Source organism: Flavobacterium sp. LAR06, assembly GCF_041946075.1.
GTDB lineage: Bacteria > Bacteroidota > Bacteroidia > Flavobacteriales > Flavobacteriaceae > Flavobacterium.
In genome coordinates this window covers 94,341-114,119 of record NZ_JAUTYT010000004.1, presented here as the reverse complement: position 1 = coordinate 114,119, position 19,779 = coordinate 94,341, and the positions used below count along the sequence as shown (strand labels likewise).

Genomic DNA, 19,779 nt, shown 5'->3' with positions numbered 1-19,779 from the left:
AATGTAGATTTAATGATTGCATTTTATTACTTAACAAAAGAATGTAAAACAAGAATGGAAGAATTGAAGCAGTTAGAAAGGATTAAAAGTAAGCTGTTAATGGCTAAAAATGCCGACAATAAATTAGAAGTATTTGGAGCAGACAGTCATAAATATATTTTAGGAAATACCGTAAGACAAGAAGATATCTTAAATTTTGAAAATGAATATCAGTTGGAACTTCCTAAAGGTTACAAATCATTTTTGTTTAATATTGGTAATGGCGGAATTTCTTATTCAGATTCAGGTGCCGGACCTTCTTATGGAATTTATCCTTTTGGAAAAAATACAAATGAATTTATCTATGAAAATTCAAAAGAATATTTAAAAGAAGATTGTAGAATTTCTCCAAATATGTCAGATGATTTTTGGAATAATCTAAACAAAAACATCGAAGAAAATGAAACTATTTCGGATGAAGAATTTGATATAGAGCTAGGAAAAATATTTTCGGGATTATTGCCTATCGGAAGTCAGGGATGTAGTTATTATCACGCACTTGTTTTGAATGGGGAATTTAAAGGAAGAGTTGTAAATGTGGATGTTGACAGGCAAAAGCCCTATTTCGCTTTCGAATCAAATTTTTTGGACTGGTATGAAAGATGGCTCGATGAAATTATACCTGAAAATTTAAAATCAAGAAATTCTGATTTGTTTTGTTATTCTTTTGGGGGATCATCAGCTTATATTTTAGAAGTGTATTTTTCTGCCAATGAAAAGGAAATAAAATTTGAATGCCTAAGGAGTCTTTTAAAGAAACGAAATCTGGACTCTGAAACGATTAATGTCCTGGAGGAACAATGTAAATTGAGTGCAGGTGAAAATCAAAAACTGCTAATTCAGATACTTACAAAATTTGATTATCAACGTGCTTATCCGTATTTAGTTGCCTTTGCAAATGAGAGTTTATTAGATGTTTTTCGATTTGTATTTTGGTATGCAAAGGATAAGAGTTCTGATTGGCTGGAGTTTATAAAGGAAAATATTAAAAAAATAAATGAGGAGGAAACATTTGAAATTTGTACTTATTTATTAAAAGAAATGAAATTGGATTATGGAAGTATTATTATTCCATTTACTTCAAATATAAATGAAAAGATAAGAGTTAGTGCTTATTATTCACTAGGGTTGTTGAAGAATAAGAGTAAATATTTAGATACTTTTATTTTAGGTTTAAGTGATCATTCAAATCGAGTTGTACATACTGTTTTGCAAGCTCTGGATGGAGTAGAAGATCATAAACTTTTGAAGTATTACAAACTACTGGCGGAAAAATTCCCCAAAGAGCAAGATTATATTTTAGCTAATCTTAACCACAGATTAAAAGCTTACGATTTAACTAACAGAACTATTAGAGATATTAACATAGAAAACCACTTTCAAAACAAAGTTAAACGTAAACAATGGTATGAGTTTTGGAAATAAAAAAAGACTGGTATTCAAGTGAAACCAGTCTTTTTTATGTAAATCCCAATAATTTAAAATTCTAAATCCCAATGTTAACACGCTTTTCAGTTTTGGAATTTGGAATTTTCCTTTTGTAATTTGTTACTTTTTATTTCCTTAAATTCTTATGATTGTGCTTACGTTTATAATGTGTCTCTTTTAAATTAATTTTATCTTTTGAAATAATACTAATTGTACCGTCAATTTCTAGCGTACAGAGCTTAATATCTGTCAAATGCTCTAAACCATGTTCACGTGCCGCTTCTTTTAATTCTTCGTGTGAAATGTCTAATTTGCTTAAAGCATTAAAATCTAATGTTCCATTATGAATTAGGATTTCGGGTTTGTCTAAAAGCAAATCGTTGACTAGTTTGTATTTGTGTGTTAATTTCTTAATAATAAAGTTAATCACAAATAAAGCCAACGCAGCGACTAAACCTCCCCAAAGACTGGTATCCGGACCAACCATTGCATTTTGAACAGAATTGCTGATCAATAAAATCAGAATAATATCTGCTGTATTTAATTGCGAAAGTTCTTTTTTTCCGAAGATTCGAAGGGCAATTGTCATGAAAAAATAGACTGCGAGACTTCTGAAAATAATATCTAAATAGGGGTTTAGCATTGTTTTTTATTTTAAAGATAAAAAAAAACTTTGTCAAAGTTTTAAACTTTGACAAAGTTGCTAAAATAAATATCGAATATTAAGTTAGGATGAACTAACTAATTATTTTGAAGTTCTTTTCAATGGCTTTGATCATTTCTCCGGCAACATCTTTATTTGTTGCTCCTTCAATTCCTTCAAGTCCAGGAGAAGAGTTTACCTCAAGTAATAATGGTCCTTTTGAAGAGCGAATAATGTCAACTCCAGCTACTTTTAAGTCCATTGCTTTTGCAGCTTTTATAGCGATTTTTTTCTCTTCTGCTGTTACTTTAATTACAGATGCCGTTCCGCCAAGGTGAATGTTCGCTCTAAACTCTCCCGGCATAGCTTCACGCTGAATGGCAGCCACTACTTTTCCGTCAATTACAAAACAACGAATGTCTTTTCCATTGGCTTCTTTAATGAATTCCTGAACTAGTATATTAGCATTTAAGCTTTTGAACGCGTTGATAACACTTTCTGCCGCTTTTTTAGTTTCTGCCAAAACAACACCTTTTCCTTGTGTTCCTTCCAGTAATTTTACAATTAAAGGTGAACCTCCAACCATCTTAATTAAGTTATCTGTATCTAAAGGAGAATTAGCAAAACCAGTAGTTGGGATATCAATTCCGCTGTTTAAAAGCAATTGTAATGAATACAATTTATCACGTGATTGTGTGATGGCTGTAGCCGAATTTAAAACGAAAACCTTCAAGGCTTCGAATTGGCGTGTCAGCGCACAACCGTAGAAAGTAATGCTTGGACGGATTCTGGGAATAATAGCATCAAATTGATTTAATATTTTTCCGCCTCTATAATGAATTTCAGGAGTTTTGGCATCCAGTTTCATGTAGCATTCTTTGATATTCAAAAAATGCATTTCATGGCCGCGCATTTCACCGGCTTCCATGATTCTTTTATTGCTATATAACTCTGGATTACTGGCTAGAAGTCCAATTCTTAAACCAGAAGTTGCTTTTTCAGAGTTTTGGTATAATTCTTTAAGTGTTTCGGTTGTAGGTTGTCCTAAAAGGTACTTTTCTTCCGGGTCAACTAGTACACGCCCGCTCATGGCTTCACGCCCTAAAAGCATTCGAAAACCCATTGAATCACGATTGGTCAACGTCATTTCGATTGGCCATTTTACATCGCCAATTTTTAGATTGGTCTGAATTACGTACCGATGTTCTCTAAAACCGCTTGAGCTTTTTACAATTCTTTTGTCAACCAACGGAGCTTCGCAATGAATGATGGTTTTAATATTGTTCTGAATTGGATTAATATCAAATTTCACCCAATTGGCATCATTTTTTATAAAAGGGGCTATGTTGATGGCGTGCATTGCAGAAGTCTTGGCACCAGAATCAACACGAGCCTTGATTGTCGGGATTCCGAGTTCTGGAAATGAGCACCATTCTTCACTGCCTAAAATGACTTTATTTTGAAGCATACGTTGTTTTATTGTTATTTAATTTAAATTCAAAAATAGCTATTTGCTTTTACTAAAGATAGTAAATTATTCAAAAAAAATACCCGTTATGTTATGAAAACGTAACGGGTATATTATTTTTGTTAAAAATTTAAACTAATTTATTGATTAGTCGGCTCTTCTGCTTTGTGTATTTCTACTGAAAGTTCTTGAGAGTCATCTTTCAAATCCATTAGAATTTCATCTCCTGAATGAATTTTTGAAGTGATGATTTCTTCAGCTAACAAATCTTCAACATATTTCTGAATCGCTCTTTTAAGCGGTCTTGCACCAAATTGTCTGTCAAAACCTTTTTCAGCGATAAACGCTTTTGCTTTATCAGTAAGACTTAGTTTATAACCTAATTCAGCAATACGAGAATATAGTTTTTTAAGCTCGATCTCGATAATCAAATCAATATCAGCTTTTTCTAAAGCATTGAATACAATTACGTCATCAATTCTGTTTAAGAATTCAGGAGCAAAAGTTTTTTTCAATGCATTTTCGATGATGCTTTTTGAATTTTCATCGGCTTGAGCCACTTTTGCAGCAGTTCCAAAACCAACACCTTGTCCGAAATCTTTCAATTGACGTGCGCCAACATTAGAAGTCATGATGATAATTGTGTTTTTAAAGTCAATTTTGCGACCTAAACTATCTGTCAAATAACCATCGTCTAAAACCTGAAGCATCATATTAAATACATCTGGATGGGCTTTTTCGATCTCATCTAAAAGAACCACGCAATATGGTTTTCTACGAACTTTTTCAGTCAATTGACCTCCTTCTTCGTATCCTACGTATCCCGGAGGCGCTCCAACTAAACGAGAAATTGCAAATTTCTCCATGTATTCGCTCATATCAATACGTACCAATGCATCTTCAGAATCGAATAATTCTTTTGCTAAAACTTTAGCCAATTGTGTTTTACCAACTCCAGTCTGACCTAAGAAAATAAACGAACCAATTGGTTTGTTAGGATCTTTAAGTCCGGCTCTGTTACGTTGAATAGAACGTGCAATTTTCAATACAGCTTCATTTTGACCAATTACTTTATTCTGAATCAATTCAGGTAATTTAGCCAGTTTGTTACTTTCTGTTTGTGCAATTCTGTTAACAGGAATCCCGGTCATCATCGAAACAACATCAGCTACATTATCTTCTGTAACTTCAATTCTGTTGTTCTTAGAGTCTTCTTCCCATTGTTCTTGTGCAACGGCAAGATCTTTTTCAATACGTTTTTCATCATCACGAAGTTTGGCAGCCTCTTCATATTTTTGTTTTTTAACTACCATGTTTTTGTTTTCACGCACTTCTTCTAACTGACGCTCCAAATCAAGAATTTGTTTAGGAACATCAATATTAGTAATGTGTACACGAGAACCAGCTTCGTCAAGAGCATCAATAGCTTTGTCCGGTAAAAAACGCTCAGACATATATCTGTTTGTTAATTTAACGCAGGCTTCAATCGCTTCCTGAGTATAGGTAACATTGTGGTGATCTTCATATTTGTCTTTTACGTTATTCAAAATTGCAATAGTTTCCTCAACAGAAGTTGGTTCTACAATTACTTTTTGGAAACGTCTTTCTAAAGCACCATCTTTTTCAATGTATTGTCTGTACTCATCAAGAGTTGTAGCGCCAATACATTGGATTTCTCCTCTTGCTAAAGCAGGTTTGAACATGTTTGAAGCATCAAGTGAACCAGTTGCTCCACCTGCACCTACAATAGTGTGAATCTCATCAATAAAAAGAATAATGTCGTCGTTTTTCTCAAGCTCGTTCATAACGGCTTTCATTCTTTCTTCAAACTGACCACGGTATTTTGTTCCGGCTACTAAACTAGCCAAATCAAGAGTAACCACACGTTTGTGGAAAAGAATACGAGATACTTTCTTTTGGATAATACGCAAAGCAAGTCCTTCTGCAATAGCAGACTTACCAACTCCAGGCTCTCCAATAAGTAGTGGGTTGTTCTTTTTTCTACGGCTTAGGATTTGTGAAACACGTTCTATTTCTTTCTCGCGTCCTACAACCGGATCTAGTTTTCCTTCCTCGGCCATTTCTGTTAAATCTCTCCCAAAATTATCTAAAACCGGAGTCTTGGATTTTTTGTTTGACTTATTGGCCGGATTGTTAAAACTACTTTCTTTAAGACTGTCATCTTGTCCTGAATCGTCATTGTACGATTCGTTTCTTGGCAAGTTTTCTAAGAATTCTTCTTCGTTTGGCGTCATGTTTAAATATTGTTCTTTAGCTATGTCATAATCTATTTTTAGCTTATTCAATAGCTTGGTTGTTGGATCGTTTTCGTTTCGTAAGATGCATAAAAGCAAGTGTGCCGTGCTAATCGACGAACTTTGAAATACTTTAGCTTCAAGAAAGGTTGTCTTCAGAGCTCTTTCTGCCTGTCGGGTAAGATGAAGATTTTTCTTTTCAGCATTTACTTCAACGCTCTGGTTGGCTGGACTCAGTATTTCTACCTTCCTGCGTAAATGGTCTAAATCGACTGCTAGGTTATTAAGTATATGAATAGCTTTTCCGTTACCATCTCTTAAAATGCCCAGCATTAGATGTTCAGTACCAATAAAGTCGTGTCCTAAACGAAGGGCCTCTTCCTTACTGTATGTAATAACATCTTTTACTCTTGGTGAAAAATTATCATCCATAATATATTTATTGGTATTGTAAATTTAGTGAATTACAGTTTGAAAAACAAAAACCGTACCCTTCGAGAACTACTGTCAGCTAATTGACAAAAAAAATAACAATAAAACCGTTAAAAAACGCTTAATTTATTAACCAAAAGAGTAAATAAAGTTGTTAATAAATCATTGAAATAAGTGTAAGTAAATAGCTGAAAAAATTTGAAAAAAACGTATCTTGGCACGCTTTGAAACTAATATAATTATTTAATATAACAACTTATGTCTGAAGGAGAAAAGTTAATTCCTATTAACATAGAAGATGAAATGAAATCAGCTTACATCGATTATTCGATGTCAGTAATCGTATCTAGAGCACTTCCTGATGTTAGAGATGGCTTGAAACCAGTGCATCGAAGAGTTCTTTACGGAATGTATGACTTAGGAGTAACATCAAGATCTGCCCACAAAAAATCTGCGAGAATCGTAGGAGAGGTTCTGGGTAAGTATCACCCACACGGAGATACCTCTGTTTATGATGCCATGGTACGTATGGCTCAGGAATGGAGTATGCGATATTTATTAGTAGATGGTCAGGGTAACTTTGGTTCTGTTGATGGTGACAGTCCGGCAGCAATGCGTTATACTGAGGCCAGAATGCGCAAAATTTCAGAAGATATTATGGCAGATATCGAAAAAGAAACAGTTGACTTTCAGTTGAACTTTGACGATACATTATATGAGCCAAAAGTAATGCCAACAAGAGTTCCTACTTTATTAGTAAACGGAGCAACTGGTATTGCGGTTGGTATGGCTACTAATATGCCTCCACACAATTTAACTGAAGTAATCAACGGTACTTTAGCGTATCTTGACAATAATGATATTGAAATAGACGAATTAATGACGCATATTAAAGCTCCGGATTTTCCAACTGGAGGTGTAATATATGGTTATGAAGGCGTTCGTGAAGCTTTTAAAACGGGTAGAGGACGTATTGTAATGCGTGCTAAAGTTGGTTTTGAAGAAGTTGACGGAAGAGAATGTATCATTGTTACCGAAATTCCATATCAGGTTAACAAAGCCGAAATGATCAAACGTACGGCTGATTTAGTTAACGATAAAAAAATTGAAGGTATTGCGAATATTCGTGACGAATCGGATAGAAATGGTATGCGTATCGTTTATATCCTGAAACGTGATGCTACGCCAAACGTAGTTTTGAATACCTTATATAAGTTTACCTCATTACAATCTTCTTTTAGTGTGAATAATATTGCACTTGTGAAAGGTCGCCCACAAATGTTGAATCTAAAAGATATGATTCACTATTTTATTGAGCACCGTCATGATGTTGTGGTTCGTAGAACACAGTTTGAATTGCGTAAAGCTGAAGAAAGAGCGCATATTTTAGAAGGTTTAATTATAGCATCTGATAATATTGATGAAGTAATTGCTATCATCAGAGGTTCTAAGAATACAGAAGAAGCTCGTGAGAAATTAATCGAAAGATTTAATTTATCTGATATTCAGGCGCGTGCTATTGTTGAGATGCGTTTACGTCAGTTAACAGGTCTGGAACAAGACAAGCTAAGAGCTGAGTTCGAAGAATTGATGAAGTTAATCGAGCACTTAAAAGCATTATTAGCAGATGTTAATTTGAGAACTAACCTTATTAAGGAAGAACTTGAAGAAATTCGTGAGAAATACGGAGATGAGCGTCGTTCTGTAATTGAATATTCTGGTGGAGATGTAAGTATCGAAGATTTAATTGCTGATGAGAATGTGGTAATTACCATTTCGCACGCAGGTTATATAAAACGTACCAATTTGACAGAGTATAAAACTCAAAATAGAGGTGGAGTTGGACAAAAAAGCGCAGGAACAAGAGATCAGGATTTCCTTGAGCATATGTTCGTTGCAACCAACCACCAATATATGATGTTCTTTACACAAAAAGGAAAATGTTTCTGGATGCGTGTTTATGAAATTCCCGAAGGAAGCAAAACGGCAAAAGGTAGAGCGATTCAGAATTTAGTGAATATTGAAAGTGATGATAAAGTTAAAGCTTTCATTTGCACGCAAGATCTAAAAGATAAAGAGTATATCAACAGTCATAATCTTGTAATGGTTACCAAACAAGGTCAGGTTAAGAAAACTTCTTTAGAGAAATATTCTAAACCAAGGGTAAACGGTGTTGCTGCTATTACTATTAAGGAGGGTGACGAATTAATGGGAGCGCAATTGACTAATGGAGAAAGCCAAATTATCTTAGCTGTTAAGTCTGGTAAATTGGTTCGTTTTGAAGAAACCAAAACACGTCCAATGGGAAGAACAGCTTCTGGAGTTCGTGGAATTACCTTAAAAGATGATACTGATGAAGTAATTGGTATGGTTACTGTAGATAAAAACGATATTAACGATTCACAAATCTTAGTTGTAACTGAAAATGGATACGGAAAACGTACCAAATTAGTTGACGAAGATGGTGAAGATGTTTACAGAATCACAAACCGTGGTGGTAAAGGTGTTAAAACACTTAATATCACTGAGAAAACAGGAAAACTGATTTCTATTAATGCAGTAACTGATGCTGATGATTTAATGATTATCAACAAATCTGGATTAACAATTAGAATGGCTATTGAAGATTTACGTGTTATGGGTCGTGCAACACAAGGTGTTCGATTAATTAACCTAAAAGGTAAAGATTCTATCGCTGCTGTAACAAAAGTAATGAAAGATGATGTTGAAGAAGTTGTTGTTGACGAAGAAGGAAATGTAGTTGGACCTGTTATTGAAAGAGTTAAGCCGGACTTAGAAGTTCTTGAAGATGACGGAACTGTTGAAGATGACGATGATGATGATTCTGATGAAGAAGTAATAGACGAGGATGATTCTGAAGAAGAAGAGTCAGAGGAATAAATAAAAAACCACATTTAAAATTAAATACACAAATTGAATATTATGAAAAGTAAATATGTAATACTTGCATCAGCATTATTGATTTCAGTAGCTACTTTTGCTCAAAAAGATCAGATTAAAGGTGCTGAAAAAGCATTAAAAAGCGGAGATGCTCAGGGAGCAATTGCGATACTAAAAGATGCAGAAAATTTAATAGTTAATGCTAAAGATGTTGAACAAGCACAATACTATTCTGTACAAGGAAATGCTTATTTAGAATTAGCTAACAAAAAAGTTGAAGAAAGTAAAAATTTATCTCTTGCAGCTGAAAGCTATAAAAAGTTAATTGAGATTGAAAAAACTTCTGGAAAACAAAAGTACTCTACGCAGGCTGCTGCTTCAATTACTCAAATTAAAGGTTTGTTAATTAATTCAGCTATTGCAGACACTCAGGCAAATAAAAATTCAGAAGGTGCAAAAAAATTGTATGATGCTTATTCGTTAGATAAAAAAGATACTATCAATTTATACTATGCTGCTTCTACTGCAGTAAATGCTCAGGATTATGACGCTGCTTTGCCTATGTATGAAGAATTAAAGAAACTGAATTATTCTGGTAAAGGTACTAGTTACACCGCGTTAAATAAAGCTTCAGGTAATGAAGATGGTTTTAATACTGCTAGTGAAAGAGATTTAGCTGTAAAACTAGGAACTCACGAAAAACCGAAAACAGAAGCTATTCCTTCTAAGAGAGGTGAGATTTATAAAAATTTAGCTTTAATTTTAGTTCAAAAAGGACGTATTGAAGATGCTAAGAAAGCGGTTGCTGATGCAAGAAAAACAAATCCGGAAGATAGTTCTTTGCTTCTAACTGAAGCTAATTTGTATCTTGAAACTAAAGATTTTGAAACTTACAAAAAATTAGTTGGTGAGGCTTTACAAAAAGATCCAAATAATGCTGATTTAGTTTTTAATTTAGGAGTTATTAGTGCCAATGCTAATAACAAAGCAGATGCTGAGAAATATTATTTGAAAGCAATTGAGATTAATCCAAATTATACAAACGCATATTTGAATCTTGCTGCTTTAAAATTAGAAGCAGAGAAACCAATTATTGATGAAATGAATAAATTGGGAACTTCTGATAAGGATACTAAGCGTTATGAAGTTTTGAAGAAGCAAAGAGAAAGTGTTTTTAAAGGTGTTATTCCTTACCTTAAAAAAGCAAATGAATTAGATCCTAAAAATGAAGATGTATCTAAAACATTATTAGGTGTTTACAAAGCTTTAGAAATGACTGCTGAAGCAAAAGCATTGAAAGCTACAATGAACTAAGAATTAATTTCTGTAACTATAAAAAAAACCATTCGTTATGACGAATGGTTTTTTTATGCGTAATAATTAAATAAAACTATACCAAAGTGGCTGTTAATGTAATTGTGGTGTTTAAAAGTTTAGAGATTGGACAGATTTCTTTAGCTTTTGCAGCTGTTTTTTCAAATTCTTCAGTTGAAATGGATGGCACTTTTCCTTTTAAATCTAAATGAATTAGTGTTATAGTTCCATCTTCAAAAGTCACTGTTGCCTCCGTAGACAAATCATCTGCGGTAAAACCTCCTTCATTCAATAAGAAGCTTAATTGCATCGTAAAACAGCCTGAATGTGCTGCAGCAACAAGTTCCTCTGGGTTAGTACCCACTCCATCTGCAAATCTGGTTTTAAATGATAGTTGTGCGTTATCTAAAGTGGTACTTTGAGTGCTAATGGTCCCTTTTCCTTCCATACCGGTTCCTTTCCAGTTGGCATTTGCTTTTCTTGTAAATTTCATTTTTTAATATTTTAGTGTTAATGTTTGTTGTTAAGGTATTGACTATCAAATATAAGTAATATTTTGCATTGTTGTTTTATGAATTTGTTATCTGAAGGTAAATGCATGAAAGGATGGGATAAAAAAAAGGAGTAATGAATTTTCATTACTCCTTAATATTTAAATACTAAATTAGATCTATTCCTGGCCTAAATTACGTAATTGTTTTAGTTTATCTTTCCAGACTTCAAGACTTTCCTTATGGATAGCGATGTTTTTACGAACTTCGAGAACAATTGAATTTTCTTTTTTCGCGTTTTTAGTATTTGTGAAAAATTGAATATTATTCTCTAACTGAAAAATTTCATTTTGAACTTCTTCAATTTTGCGCATTAGGAATATCTTTTCATTATCTAATTTACGTGTATCGTTACTTTCAGATAAAGAATCAATTCTGTTAGAAAAACGCATCATCTCCGTTTCTTTTTTACTCAAACTTAGTTTTTCAAAAAGCGCGTCTAAAATTTTATTGAACTTCCCTTCAATATGACGTCTTGAAAAGGGTACTTTTCCAAATCCTTTCCATGTTTCAATATGTAATTTAATAGCGTCTAAATCTGTTTTATGGTCTCCTGTTAACTGATAAGCTCTCAAAATATCCAAGTATGCTTTTTTGTTATCAAAAGCCGCTACTTCGTCTCCGTTTTCCTCAGATTTATGTTCTTTTAGCTTGTTGAAATAGTGATTGCAAGCGTCTTTGAATTCTTTCCAGATTTTGTCTGAATATTTTTTAGGAACGTGACCAATTTGTTTCCACTCTTCCTGAATTTGTTTCATTATTGGAGTAGTGGTACCAAAATCGGTACTTTCCTGTAGTTCTTTTGCTTTTGCAACAAGAGCCATTTTTTTGTTTAGATTGTCGTTTTGATCTTTTTTAATGTCTTTATAAAATGAATTTTTAAAAGAATTAAAGTTTCTAACGGCAGTTTTAAAAGCAGCCCAGGTTTCTTCATTTACGTCTGATGGAACTTTCCCGGCAGCAAAAAACTCATTTCTAAGTGCTTCTACTTTTTGAATTTGTATCAGCCATTGTGAGTGAGATCCAACTTTTTCAGTAGCTAAAACCTCTATTGTGGCAATAATACCTTTTTTAACTTCGAGGTTTTGTTGCTCATTAGCTCTTTGGCTTTCAAATAAAAGTTCTCTCTTATCGTGAATCTTTTTGGTCAACTCGCTAAATTTATTCCAGATAGCATCGCGATGTTCCTTAGAAACTGGTCCGATATCTTCTTTCCAGATTCTATGTAAATCTTGTAATTCTCTAAATGCTTTACTGATATCAGTCTCATTTACTAATTCCTCTACACGAGCAATTATTTTTTGCTTTTGGTCAAGGTTGTATTTGAAATCTAAATCTCTGGCTTCACGATCTAAATGTAGGTAATCATAGAAATTCTCCACATGAAAATGGTAATTATTCCAAACGTGATTGTATTTGTCTTTTGGAATTGCTCCGGCATTTTTCCATCTTTCTCTTAAATCATTGAAATGTTTAAGCGTATCTTTGATGTTCTCCTGTGGATTTATAAGTTCTTTTAGTTCTTCAACAATGGCAAGTCGATTCTCTAAATTTGATTTTAAATTGGTTTGCAAATGTTTAAAATGGGCATTCCTTTTTTCTCTGAAGATATTATAATATTCATCAAATTTAGATTTTAGCGGAGAATGATATTCGAACTCTTCGTTTGGATCTTGTTTAGAGGCATTAAATTCCTCTTTTTTCTCTTCAATAAGATGATTGTATTGTAATAAAAAAGATTTTTTAATTTCTTCGATATGATCCTTTACAGACATTGCTTTATCTGTATGGACAAGCTTTTTTAATTCATCAACAAGGGCATCTAATGAAAAAGTATCATAATCCTGCATAGGAATATCATGGCGCTCTTTTAGCGTTTCATCTTCGCTTTCTTCAGCATTAGAATTTGTTATAGCGTCAAGTGCTGTTTGATGATTGGTTTCTTCAGCTTCTGCAGTATTCTCTATTTCAGTTTCAGGTGAAATTTCGTTTTCCGCCGTTGTTTCAGAACTCAATGTTTCAATTGCATCATTTTGTATAGAATCGCTAATTTCGATTCCTGATTTTCCATCTGCTTCTTGCAGGTTATCATTCTTTTCTTCTAACATTTTAAATGTATAAGGTTTTTATTTTAAACATTGCGAAAGATAGTAAAGGTGTTTCTAAATACAAAATAAATCCTTTGTTTATACGCTATTTTACGATTAAATTCATGTTTATTCAAGGAATTTGCGATTATGATGTGATTTTTTTTATTGATTTTTTAAAGTTTATTTAAATTAGGAATAAATAGTGTTTTAAGAAAAACAGTCATAAATTTACCTTGTAACTGAAGATTGGTTGTTTTTTCCGGATATTGATAGAGTATGGTATAATGAAGATTTTTTGAATTACTCGTAAACTAGAATAAAATTAGAAAACCAGCTTCTATACCGTAATTGTATGTTTTATCTCCACCAAATGCAACACTTGGATGAATATAGATCAGATTTGTAGGGGTTATTTTTCTGCCATATTCAACGTATGCATTATTTTGGTAGCCATTTAAAGTACTATTATATCGAAATGCAACGTCGCCAGCGATCCAGTTTTTGCCAAAAAAATGAAAGAGTACACTTTCGAGAACAGCAATGCTAATGTCAGTGCGTTCACTTGAGCCTGCAAAACTTTGTTGGTATTCAAAGGAGGAAATCCATAGAAATTTTTTCTCATTAAAATATCTGCCATAAAAAAAGGCCGGCATAATTACCCATTTTCCGGATCCAAATGCCGGATCTACTGCGGAATTAGCATAGACCCTTGCTCTTAGAGCAATGCCCTGGCTGTTTTTCATAAAGGGGATATAACTTATGCCCATACCAACATCTCCAAGCCCGGTTTTGTTTGTCTCATTAGTATTGGCGGATACTAAAGGGAGGTCAAACCTTAAGTTCCATGCCTTGCTGCCAATAGGAATTAAGGCACGTGCTTGTGTAGTATTAAACGAACCATTTTTGGTATCCAGGTATTCGTTGTAAAAAAGTAAAGTTTGCAGATAATAACGAAAACGCGGTTCAGTAAATGGAATTTTTTCTTCGACTTCTGTCCCTTGCGCTTTTGAAGTTGTAATTCCTAGAAATATAAAAATACAGAGTAAGTATATTTTTTCCATAACTACCTATTAATGAATAGACTAAGTTACGAAAATTACTTTAACATTTTATTTGTTAAGATTTTTTTTATTTATTCCATATTTTCCATGCTTTTTCAGCTTGAAAAATAAGCATGTCGTATCCGTTTTTAGTAATTGCTCCGTACTTTTTAGCGTTTTTCATAAACTGCGTTTCTGCAGGATTATAAATTAAGTCGTATGCAATGTGTTTTTCAGTAAAGAATTCGTAGGGTAAATCTGGACAAGCCTCAATATTAGGGCTTGTTCCAACGGGAGTACAATTGATTATAATTTGGAAATTGTCAAAAGTCGTCGCATTGATTAGATCATAATCAATGATGTTCTCCTTAGCTTCTCTAGATACAAAAGTATAAGGAATATCAAGCTCATCAAGAGCAAATGCAACACCTTTTGAAGCACCACCTGTTCCTAAAATAAGCGCTTTTTTATGATGTGGTTCTAATAATGGTTTTAATGATTTTTTAAATCCGTAATAGTCGGTATTATAGCCTTTTAGTTTTCCATTTTTGGTAAACTTAATGGTATTAACAGCACCAATTAATTTTGCTTTTGTTGATAGTTTATCCAAATAAGGAATTACTTGTTCCTTATAAGGAATAGTAACATTTAAACCTTTTAAATCTGGGTTGTTTTTTAGCAATCCGGTAAAATGATTGATTTCAGAAATATCGAAATTTTCATAGCTGTTACCAACAAAAACTTCATCGCTAAATTTTTCTGTAAAATATCCCTTTGAAAATGAGTAGCTAATATTACGCCCTAATAAGCCAAAACGTCTTTTTAAAATATCAATCATTATTGTTTTCTATGTTTTTCAATATAATTTTTTACCATTTTTTTTGTCCAGACCACAGGAAATAAATCTTCGATCAAAATGTAATTGTCAAAGTTTAAACGTAAACCATTGCTTAAATGGAATTTTGCTTTTGTATTATCCTGAATCATGAAATACAATCCTGCCAAACGATATTCGATTTCGTTTTCCTCCGGAAAGTATTCTGAAGCTTGCAATAAGGTTTGAATAGCGCTTTCGAATTCTCCTAAAAATTGTAAGATGTCAACCCAATATAACCAGGTATCCAAAGCATAATCACCAAATTCAACTGCTTTTCTATAGCCAAATTCTGCTTCCTCAAAAAAGTTCATTTGTTTATTGATCGTTGCATAACGTTTCCAATACAGACGATTTTGATTGTCAATTGCTAAAGCTTTGTTGACAAAAAATAATGCTTTTTGAAAGTTTTTCTGGCGAACATAAAAGTCGGTAATGGCAATCCAGCCTTTGTCCAAAAGAGGATCTTCATGAACAGTTTGGTTGTAATATTGAAGTGCTTTTACAGCATTTCCCAGTTTTTCGTAACATTTTCCAATACGCAATAGTGCATATGAAGTTGCATCGTCCAATTCGATAGTTCTGTTGTAGCTTTCAATTGCTTCAGCGTATTTTTTCAAACGCTCGTAAGCTTTTGCTTTTTCCATGAAAGCACCTAAAAACTCGTCATCGATTAACGTTGCATAATCAAAAGCACGAATTGCGTTTTCATATTCTTTTACGCCATAATGCAAGCGCCCAAGCTGATGCCAGGCAATTTCGCTATATGGGTTTTTATTGATATAATTGTTTAGATAAACAATTGCTTCTTGATTTTGATCTAAAAATTCAAAACAATATACTACGTTATACAAAGCAGATTGATCTTCTAAGTCTTCTTCAAGACATTTGATAAAACTGTCTTTTGCCATCTCAAGGTTATCCATAAAAAGATATTCCATTCCAATAAGGTTGTACACGTCAGCGTAGTCGTCAGTATATTGCAAGGCAATTTTAAGCAATTCTACCGCTTTTTCGTGTTGATCTCTTTTAGAACAAATATTGGCTTTCTGGATGTAAATTTCCTCGTTGTTAGGTTCAATTGCATACAACTCATTCAAAAGCTTTTCAGCGATCTCCAGTTTGTCGTCGTAAACCAGCATTTCTACTTGTACTAATTTTAAGCCTGTAGATTTTGGATGTTGGTCTAATGCAAGTTTTAAGGCCTTTTTTGCTAAATTAGCCTTGCCTATGTCTAAGTAATGAAGAATAATTTCTTCAAATTCTTCAGAATCAAAAAAGAGTACTTTGTTAGTTTTTAACATTGACTCAAATTTGGATAGGGATAGGTTATAATCTTCTTCTTCGTTGCTTAATTGCATACTGTCTTTATTTGAAATTAGCCTGTTATAAATTTAGGCAACCATATTATTGTTGTGGGGAAAGGAAATTAATTGTTTTGAACAATTTAATTAACAATATGGACAGAATTTTGATTCTGTTTTTAGTCATAATCTTCTGATATATAAAAGATTATTTTGATTATTATTCTAATTTTATTTTTGTTGGATAACAGACTCAGATCGCTTTAAACTAAGCTTTTTGTTCTTTTTTTATAATGTCATCCATAACGCTTAAAATTATAGCGCATCCTTCTTTTATTTCTTCTTCAGAAATGGTCAATGGCGGTGTAATTCGAATGGCGCATCCTTCAAACAGCAACCAGAATAAAATCAATCCTTTATCCTGACAATTTAAAATAACCTCATTGGTTATTTCAGCTGTTTCAGTCATCGCAGCAAGCATTAATCCTTTTCCTCTAACTTCCTTTATCAAAGGATGTACCAAAAGCGATCGAAAGAGTTTTTCTTTCTCTAAGGCTTCCTGCATTAAATTAGTCTCAGTTAATTCCTGCAAAGTCGCTAAACAAGCTGACGCAATGACAGGGTGCCCCCCAAATGTAGTAATATGTCCCAGTTTAGGGTTTTCTGTTAAAAGATCCATTTTTTCCGCAGAAGCTGTAAAAGCACCAACAGGCATTCCGCCTCCCATTCCTTTGCCCATAACTACAATATCCGGAATGACATCGTAGTTTTGAAAACCAAAAAGTTTTCCGGTTCTACCGAAACCTGGCTGAATTTCGTCTACAATCATAATGGCTCCAACTTCATCACAACGTTTTCGAACTTTCTGTAAAAAGTTGTTCTCAGGCTGAATAAATCCGGCACCGCCTTGAATGGTCTCTAAAAGAATGGCTGCAGTTCGGGTTGTTATTTTTTGTAAATCGGCTTCGTTGTTGAAAGTGATAAAATCGACATCTGGCAGTAAAGGACGAAAAGCTTGTTTGCGCTCTTCAAATCCCATAACACTCATTGATCCCATTGTGTTTCCGTGATAAGCATTGTGACACGAAATAAGTTGACTTCTACCTGTTGTTCGTTTAGCCAATTTAAGTGCGCCTTCGATAGCTTCTGTACCTGAGTTTACTAAATAGGTTTTATTAAGAGATTCCGGTAGGAGTGAAGCTAATAATTTACAATACTGAACAGCTGGGCTTTGTGAATATTCGCCATAAACCATCACATGCGAATATTTATCCAACTGATCTTTTATCGCCTGATTCACTCTCGGATGCTGATGCCCAAGTGTGCAGGCAGACACGCCGGCAACAAAATCTAAATATTTTTTATCGTTTGTATCGTAAATATAGGAGCCAATAGCATGTGAAACTTCCATTCCCAGTGGATAAGGAGATGTTTGTGCCTGATATTTTATAAAATCTGAATTCACTGTTATTTGTTTAAAAGTTGCATGTTTCAAGTTGATTGAAAACTGAAAAAAGCGAATGCTTCTTAATCGCAAAGATCGCAAAGTTTTGTATACTATAAACTGAGGTTGGGCCTTTAATAAGGTTGCAAAGCTTTACGCTGAAAACTGCGACTGAGACTGAAAATTACTTCTTAGCCTTTGCTGTTTTTGTTGTATCTGATTTAGCTGCATTTGTTTTTACTGCGGGTTTCTTTTTGTCGTAATCACGCGTTTCTTTCCTGACTTTCATCGGGACGTCTTTATCTTTTGCTTCCTGGTCTTTTCCTTGCTGAATTAGTTTGTCATTTTCTTCATTATCTTCAGAAGTAAAAATATCATCTTTCGATTTAATTCTTTCATCGCCACGCCAGACCAAACCTCTTAATTTACGGGCATTCTCGGGTAAATCAGCCTCTGGGTAAATATCGCCGTCTACTTTATTGTAAAATGTAATCGTTTCAATAGCATTATTCTCTAAAATAAGATTGATTTTACTGCTAACATTTTTATTAATTCCGATGAGCTCATTGGCGTCATTTCGCATATAATAAATCACTTCGGTATTTTTGATGACATCGACATCGTGGAGTTTACCATCCCTGAACTTTCCGAATAAATTGAGTCCTTTTACCTGATTAAATCCGGTTCCGAGTGTATCCCGCGAGACAAGAAAAGTGTTATTGAGCACCTTTAATGAATCTAGTTTTTTGGTAGTATTGTCACCAATTAAATGCATGACATCTCCAGTAATCTGATTATCTCCGTTCCATAAAATCGGATTACCTATTAATTTTGTCAAAGCCGTTTTGGAGTTTGAATGTATAGAATCACATTTTCCGCTCATATCAACTTTAAAAAAACGAACGTTGTTGTAAGCTCTTAAAATTCGTTCGCCTTCTTTTCCGGTAACCATTAGTTTTTTTCCGTGAATATAAACCGAATCGTTTTCTACAAAATTAACTGCAACCGCTCTTTTGGTCACAAACATAGAATCTTTCAGTTTGTAAACTTCGGCATAATGTCCTTTTACGATTCCGCGATTGATCGAATCCGTAATTTTTACATTTCGCGTTGCCGATGCAAATTCGATATTTCGGTTATAATACAAACTATCGCCCTCAATGCGCCTGTCATCGTATTTTATATAAGATTTCCTGAGGAAATGCGCGAGGTTTTTCTTGGTGTCATAAAAGCCTTTTTCAGTATAAATGTAGTTGGCTTTACTTGTAATTGTTGATGGCCCAAGTAAGTAGGTATGCCCCGAATTACTGTAATAATCCAAGTGATTTGATTTTACCACATATTTAGGATTCGTCAGCGTTACCTCAGTCAAAAACTGAAACTTTTTTTCAGCTACATAATACCTGCCTGATTTACTAACTAGTGTATTGTCTTTGTTGATGATAGTTCCTTTTGTATTATAAAAAACCTCCTGAACATTTCGATCAAAATTAATTGTGTCAGTTGCTAAAGTTGCATCAGGAGAAGTCATAACAGCATTTCCAGTCGCAAATGCCTTTTTTACATTTCCGTTATATTCAGCGTATTTACTATTTAAAAACAATGTATCACCCTGAACTAATTGTACATTACCAAAAGCTTTTAGATAATTTTCTTTTTGAAAAAAGTAAGCTTTATTGCATGTTAGTACAACTCCGTCATGATTTACTTTTACATTTCCTGTTAATAAAAGTGCATCCGGCATTAATTCCTGATCCACATCAGAAAAATCAGCATTTTCTACAATAATTTTTTTAGGTGCCTGCGCAAAAATGGTTTGAACACTTAATAGAAACAAACAATAAGATATGAAAAAGAGTGATTTCTTCAATTGATTAAATTTTTGTCAAATTTATGAAAAAGGATATAACCTTTATGGATATTAGGATTAATTTATATTTTTTAGATGTAATCCCGAAGCTTCGGGACAAAGCGATAAAGGTTCAAAGGTTTGTTG

General features: G+C 33.6%; 13 protein-coding genes. 3 read left to right on the top strand and 10 right to left on the bottom strand.

Features of this window, described 5'->3' with window-relative positions; translation table 11 throughout:
* Nucleotides 1-99 precede the first annotated feature (99 nt).
* Nucleotides 100-1,464, top strand: a complete 1,365-nt coding sequence (locus tag Q7C23_RS07320; protein WP_375031891.1) for an SMI1/KNR4 family protein — start codon at nucleotides 100-102, stop codon at nucleotides 1,462-1,464.
* Nucleotides 1,465-1,594: 130 nt separating this feature from the next.
* Here the strand turns inward: Q7C23_RS07320 and Q7C23_RS07315 are convergent, their stop codons facing one another.
* From Q7C23_RS07315 to Q7C23_RS07305, 3 genes are all read right to left on the bottom strand, one after another.
* Entirely contained in the window at nucleotides 1,595-2,110 is a 516-nt protein-coding gene (locus Q7C23_RS07315) for a DUF421 domain-containing protein (protein WP_375031890.1), read from the bottom strand.
* A gap of 94 nt (nucleotides 2,111-2,204) precedes the next feature.
* Nucleotides 2,205-3,578: a 30S ribosomal protein S6--L-glutamate ligase gene (gene rimK, locus Q7C23_RS07310; protein WP_375031889.1), complete on the bottom strand. Its 1,374-nt coding sequence runs from the start codon at nucleotides 3,576-3,578 to the stop codon at nucleotides 2,205-2,207.
* A gap of 140 nt (nucleotides 3,579-3,718) precedes the next feature.
* On the bottom strand, nucleotides 3,719-6,265 hold the full coding sequence (locus Q7C23_RS07305) for an ATP-dependent Clp protease ATP-binding subunit (RefSeq protein ID WP_072971217.1): 2,547 nt from the start codon (nucleotides 6,263-6,265) through the stop codon (nucleotides 3,719-3,721).
* A 258-nt stretch (nucleotides 6,266-6,523) separates the two neighbouring features.
* Here Q7C23_RS07305 and gyrA point away from each other — a divergent pair, with 258 nt between their 5' ends.
* Complete coding sequence (gene gyrA / locus Q7C23_RS07300; RefSeq protein ID WP_375031888.1) at nucleotides 6,524-9,166, top strand: DNA gyrase subunit A; 2,643 nt, start codon at nucleotides 6,524-6,526, stop codon at nucleotides 9,164-9,166.
* A 42-nt stretch (nucleotides 9,167-9,208) separates the two neighbouring features.
* Nucleotides 9,209-10,480: a tetratricopeptide repeat protein gene (locus Q7C23_RS07295; RefSeq protein WP_375031887.1), complete on the top strand. Its 1,272-nt coding sequence runs from the start codon at nucleotides 9,209-9,211 to the stop codon at nucleotides 10,478-10,480.
* A 76-nt stretch (nucleotides 10,481-10,556) separates the two neighbouring features.
* Here the strand turns inward: Q7C23_RS07295 and Q7C23_RS07290 are convergent, their stop codons facing one another.
* The 7 genes from Q7C23_RS07290 to Q7C23_RS07260 form a co-directional block, all read right to left on the bottom strand.
* The gene (locus Q7C23_RS07290) at nucleotides 10,557-10,973 is read right to left on the bottom strand and encodes an OsmC family protein (RefSeq protein WP_375031886.1); all 417 of its coding nucleotides are present in this window, start codon (nucleotides 10,971-10,973) and stop codon (nucleotides 10,557-10,559) included.
* Nucleotides 10,974-11,150: 177 nt separating this feature from the next.
* Nucleotides 11,151-13,139, bottom strand: coding sequence for a DUF349 domain-containing protein (locus tag Q7C23_RS07285; RefSeq protein ID WP_375031885.1), 1,989 nt, complete (start codon nucleotides 13,137-13,139; stop codon nucleotides 11,151-11,153).
* Between the two features lie 293 nt (nucleotides 13,140-13,432).
* The gene (locus Q7C23_RS07280) at nucleotides 13,433-14,182 is read right to left on the bottom strand and encodes a lipid A phosphoethanolamine transferase (RefSeq protein ID WP_375031884.1); all 750 of its coding nucleotides are present in this window, start codon (nucleotides 14,180-14,182) and stop codon (nucleotides 13,433-13,435) included.
* Between the two features lie 67 nt (nucleotides 14,183-14,249).
* Entirely contained in the window at nucleotides 14,250-14,999 is a 750-nt protein-coding gene (locus Q7C23_RS07275; protein WP_375031883.1) for a shikimate dehydrogenase family protein, read from the bottom strand.
* Nucleotides 14,999-16,396: a tetratricopeptide repeat protein gene (locus Q7C23_RS07270; RefSeq protein WP_375031882.1), complete on the bottom strand. Its 1,398-nt coding sequence runs from the start codon at nucleotides 16,394-16,396 to the stop codon at nucleotides 14,999-15,001. The genes Q7C23_RS07275 and Q7C23_RS07270 overlap by 1 nt, the downstream gene beginning before the upstream one ends.
* Before the next feature lie 211 nt (nucleotides 16,397-16,607).
* Nucleotides 16,608-17,804 (bottom strand): aspartate aminotransferase family protein, encoded by a 1,197-nt coding sequence (locus tag Q7C23_RS07265; RefSeq protein ID WP_375031881.1) that lies wholly within the window; start codon nucleotides 17,802-17,804, stop codon nucleotides 16,608-16,610.
* Between the two features lie 163 nt (nucleotides 17,805-17,967).
* Entirely contained in the window at nucleotides 17,968-19,653 is a 1,686-nt protein-coding gene (locus Q7C23_RS07260; protein ID WP_375031880.1) for an OstA-like protein, read from the bottom strand.
* Nucleotides 19,654-19,779: the final 126 nt, after the last annotated feature.

Coding starts and splice junctions, on each gene's coding strand:
- Q7C23_RS07295 (WP_375031887.1), top strand. CDS start 9,209: ATGAAAAGTAAATATGTAATACTTGCATCAGCATTATTGATTTCAGTA.
- Q7C23_RS07280 (WP_375031884.1), bottom strand. CDS start 14,182: ATGGAAAAAATATACTTACTCTGTATTTTTATATTTCTAGGAATTACA.
- Q7C23_RS07305 (WP_072971217.1), bottom strand. CDS start 6,265: ATGGATGATAATTTTTCACCAAGAGTAAAAGATGTTATTACATACAGT.
- Q7C23_RS07275 (WP_375031883.1), bottom strand. CDS start 14,999: ATGATTGATATTTTAAAAAGACGTTTTGGCTTATTAGGGCGTAATATT.
- Q7C23_RS07285 (WP_375031885.1), bottom strand. CDS start 13,139: ATGTTAGAAGAAAAGAATGATAACCTGCAAGAAGCAGATGGAAAATCA.
- Q7C23_RS07290 (WP_375031886.1), bottom strand. CDS start 10,973: ATGAAATTTACAAGAAAAGCAAATGCCAACTGGAAAGGAACCGGTATG.
- Q7C23_RS07270 (WP_375031882.1), bottom strand. CDS start 16,396: ATGCAATTAAGCAACGAAGAAGAAGATTATAACCTATCCCTATCCAAA.
- Q7C23_RS07320 (WP_375031891.1), top strand. CDS start 100: ATGGCTAAAAATGCCGACAATAAATTAGAAGTATTTGGAGCAGACAGT.
- Q7C23_RS07315 (WP_375031890.1), bottom strand. CDS start 2,110: ATGCTAAACCCCTATTTAGATATTATTTTCAGAAGTCTCGCAGTCTAT.
- rimK (WP_375031889.1), bottom strand. CDS start 3,578: ATGCTTCAAAATAAAGTCATTTTAGGCAGTGAAGAATGGTGCTCATTT.
- gyrA (WP_375031888.1), top strand. CDS start 6,524: ATGTCTGAAGGAGAAAAGTTAATTCCTATTAACATAGAAGATGAAATG.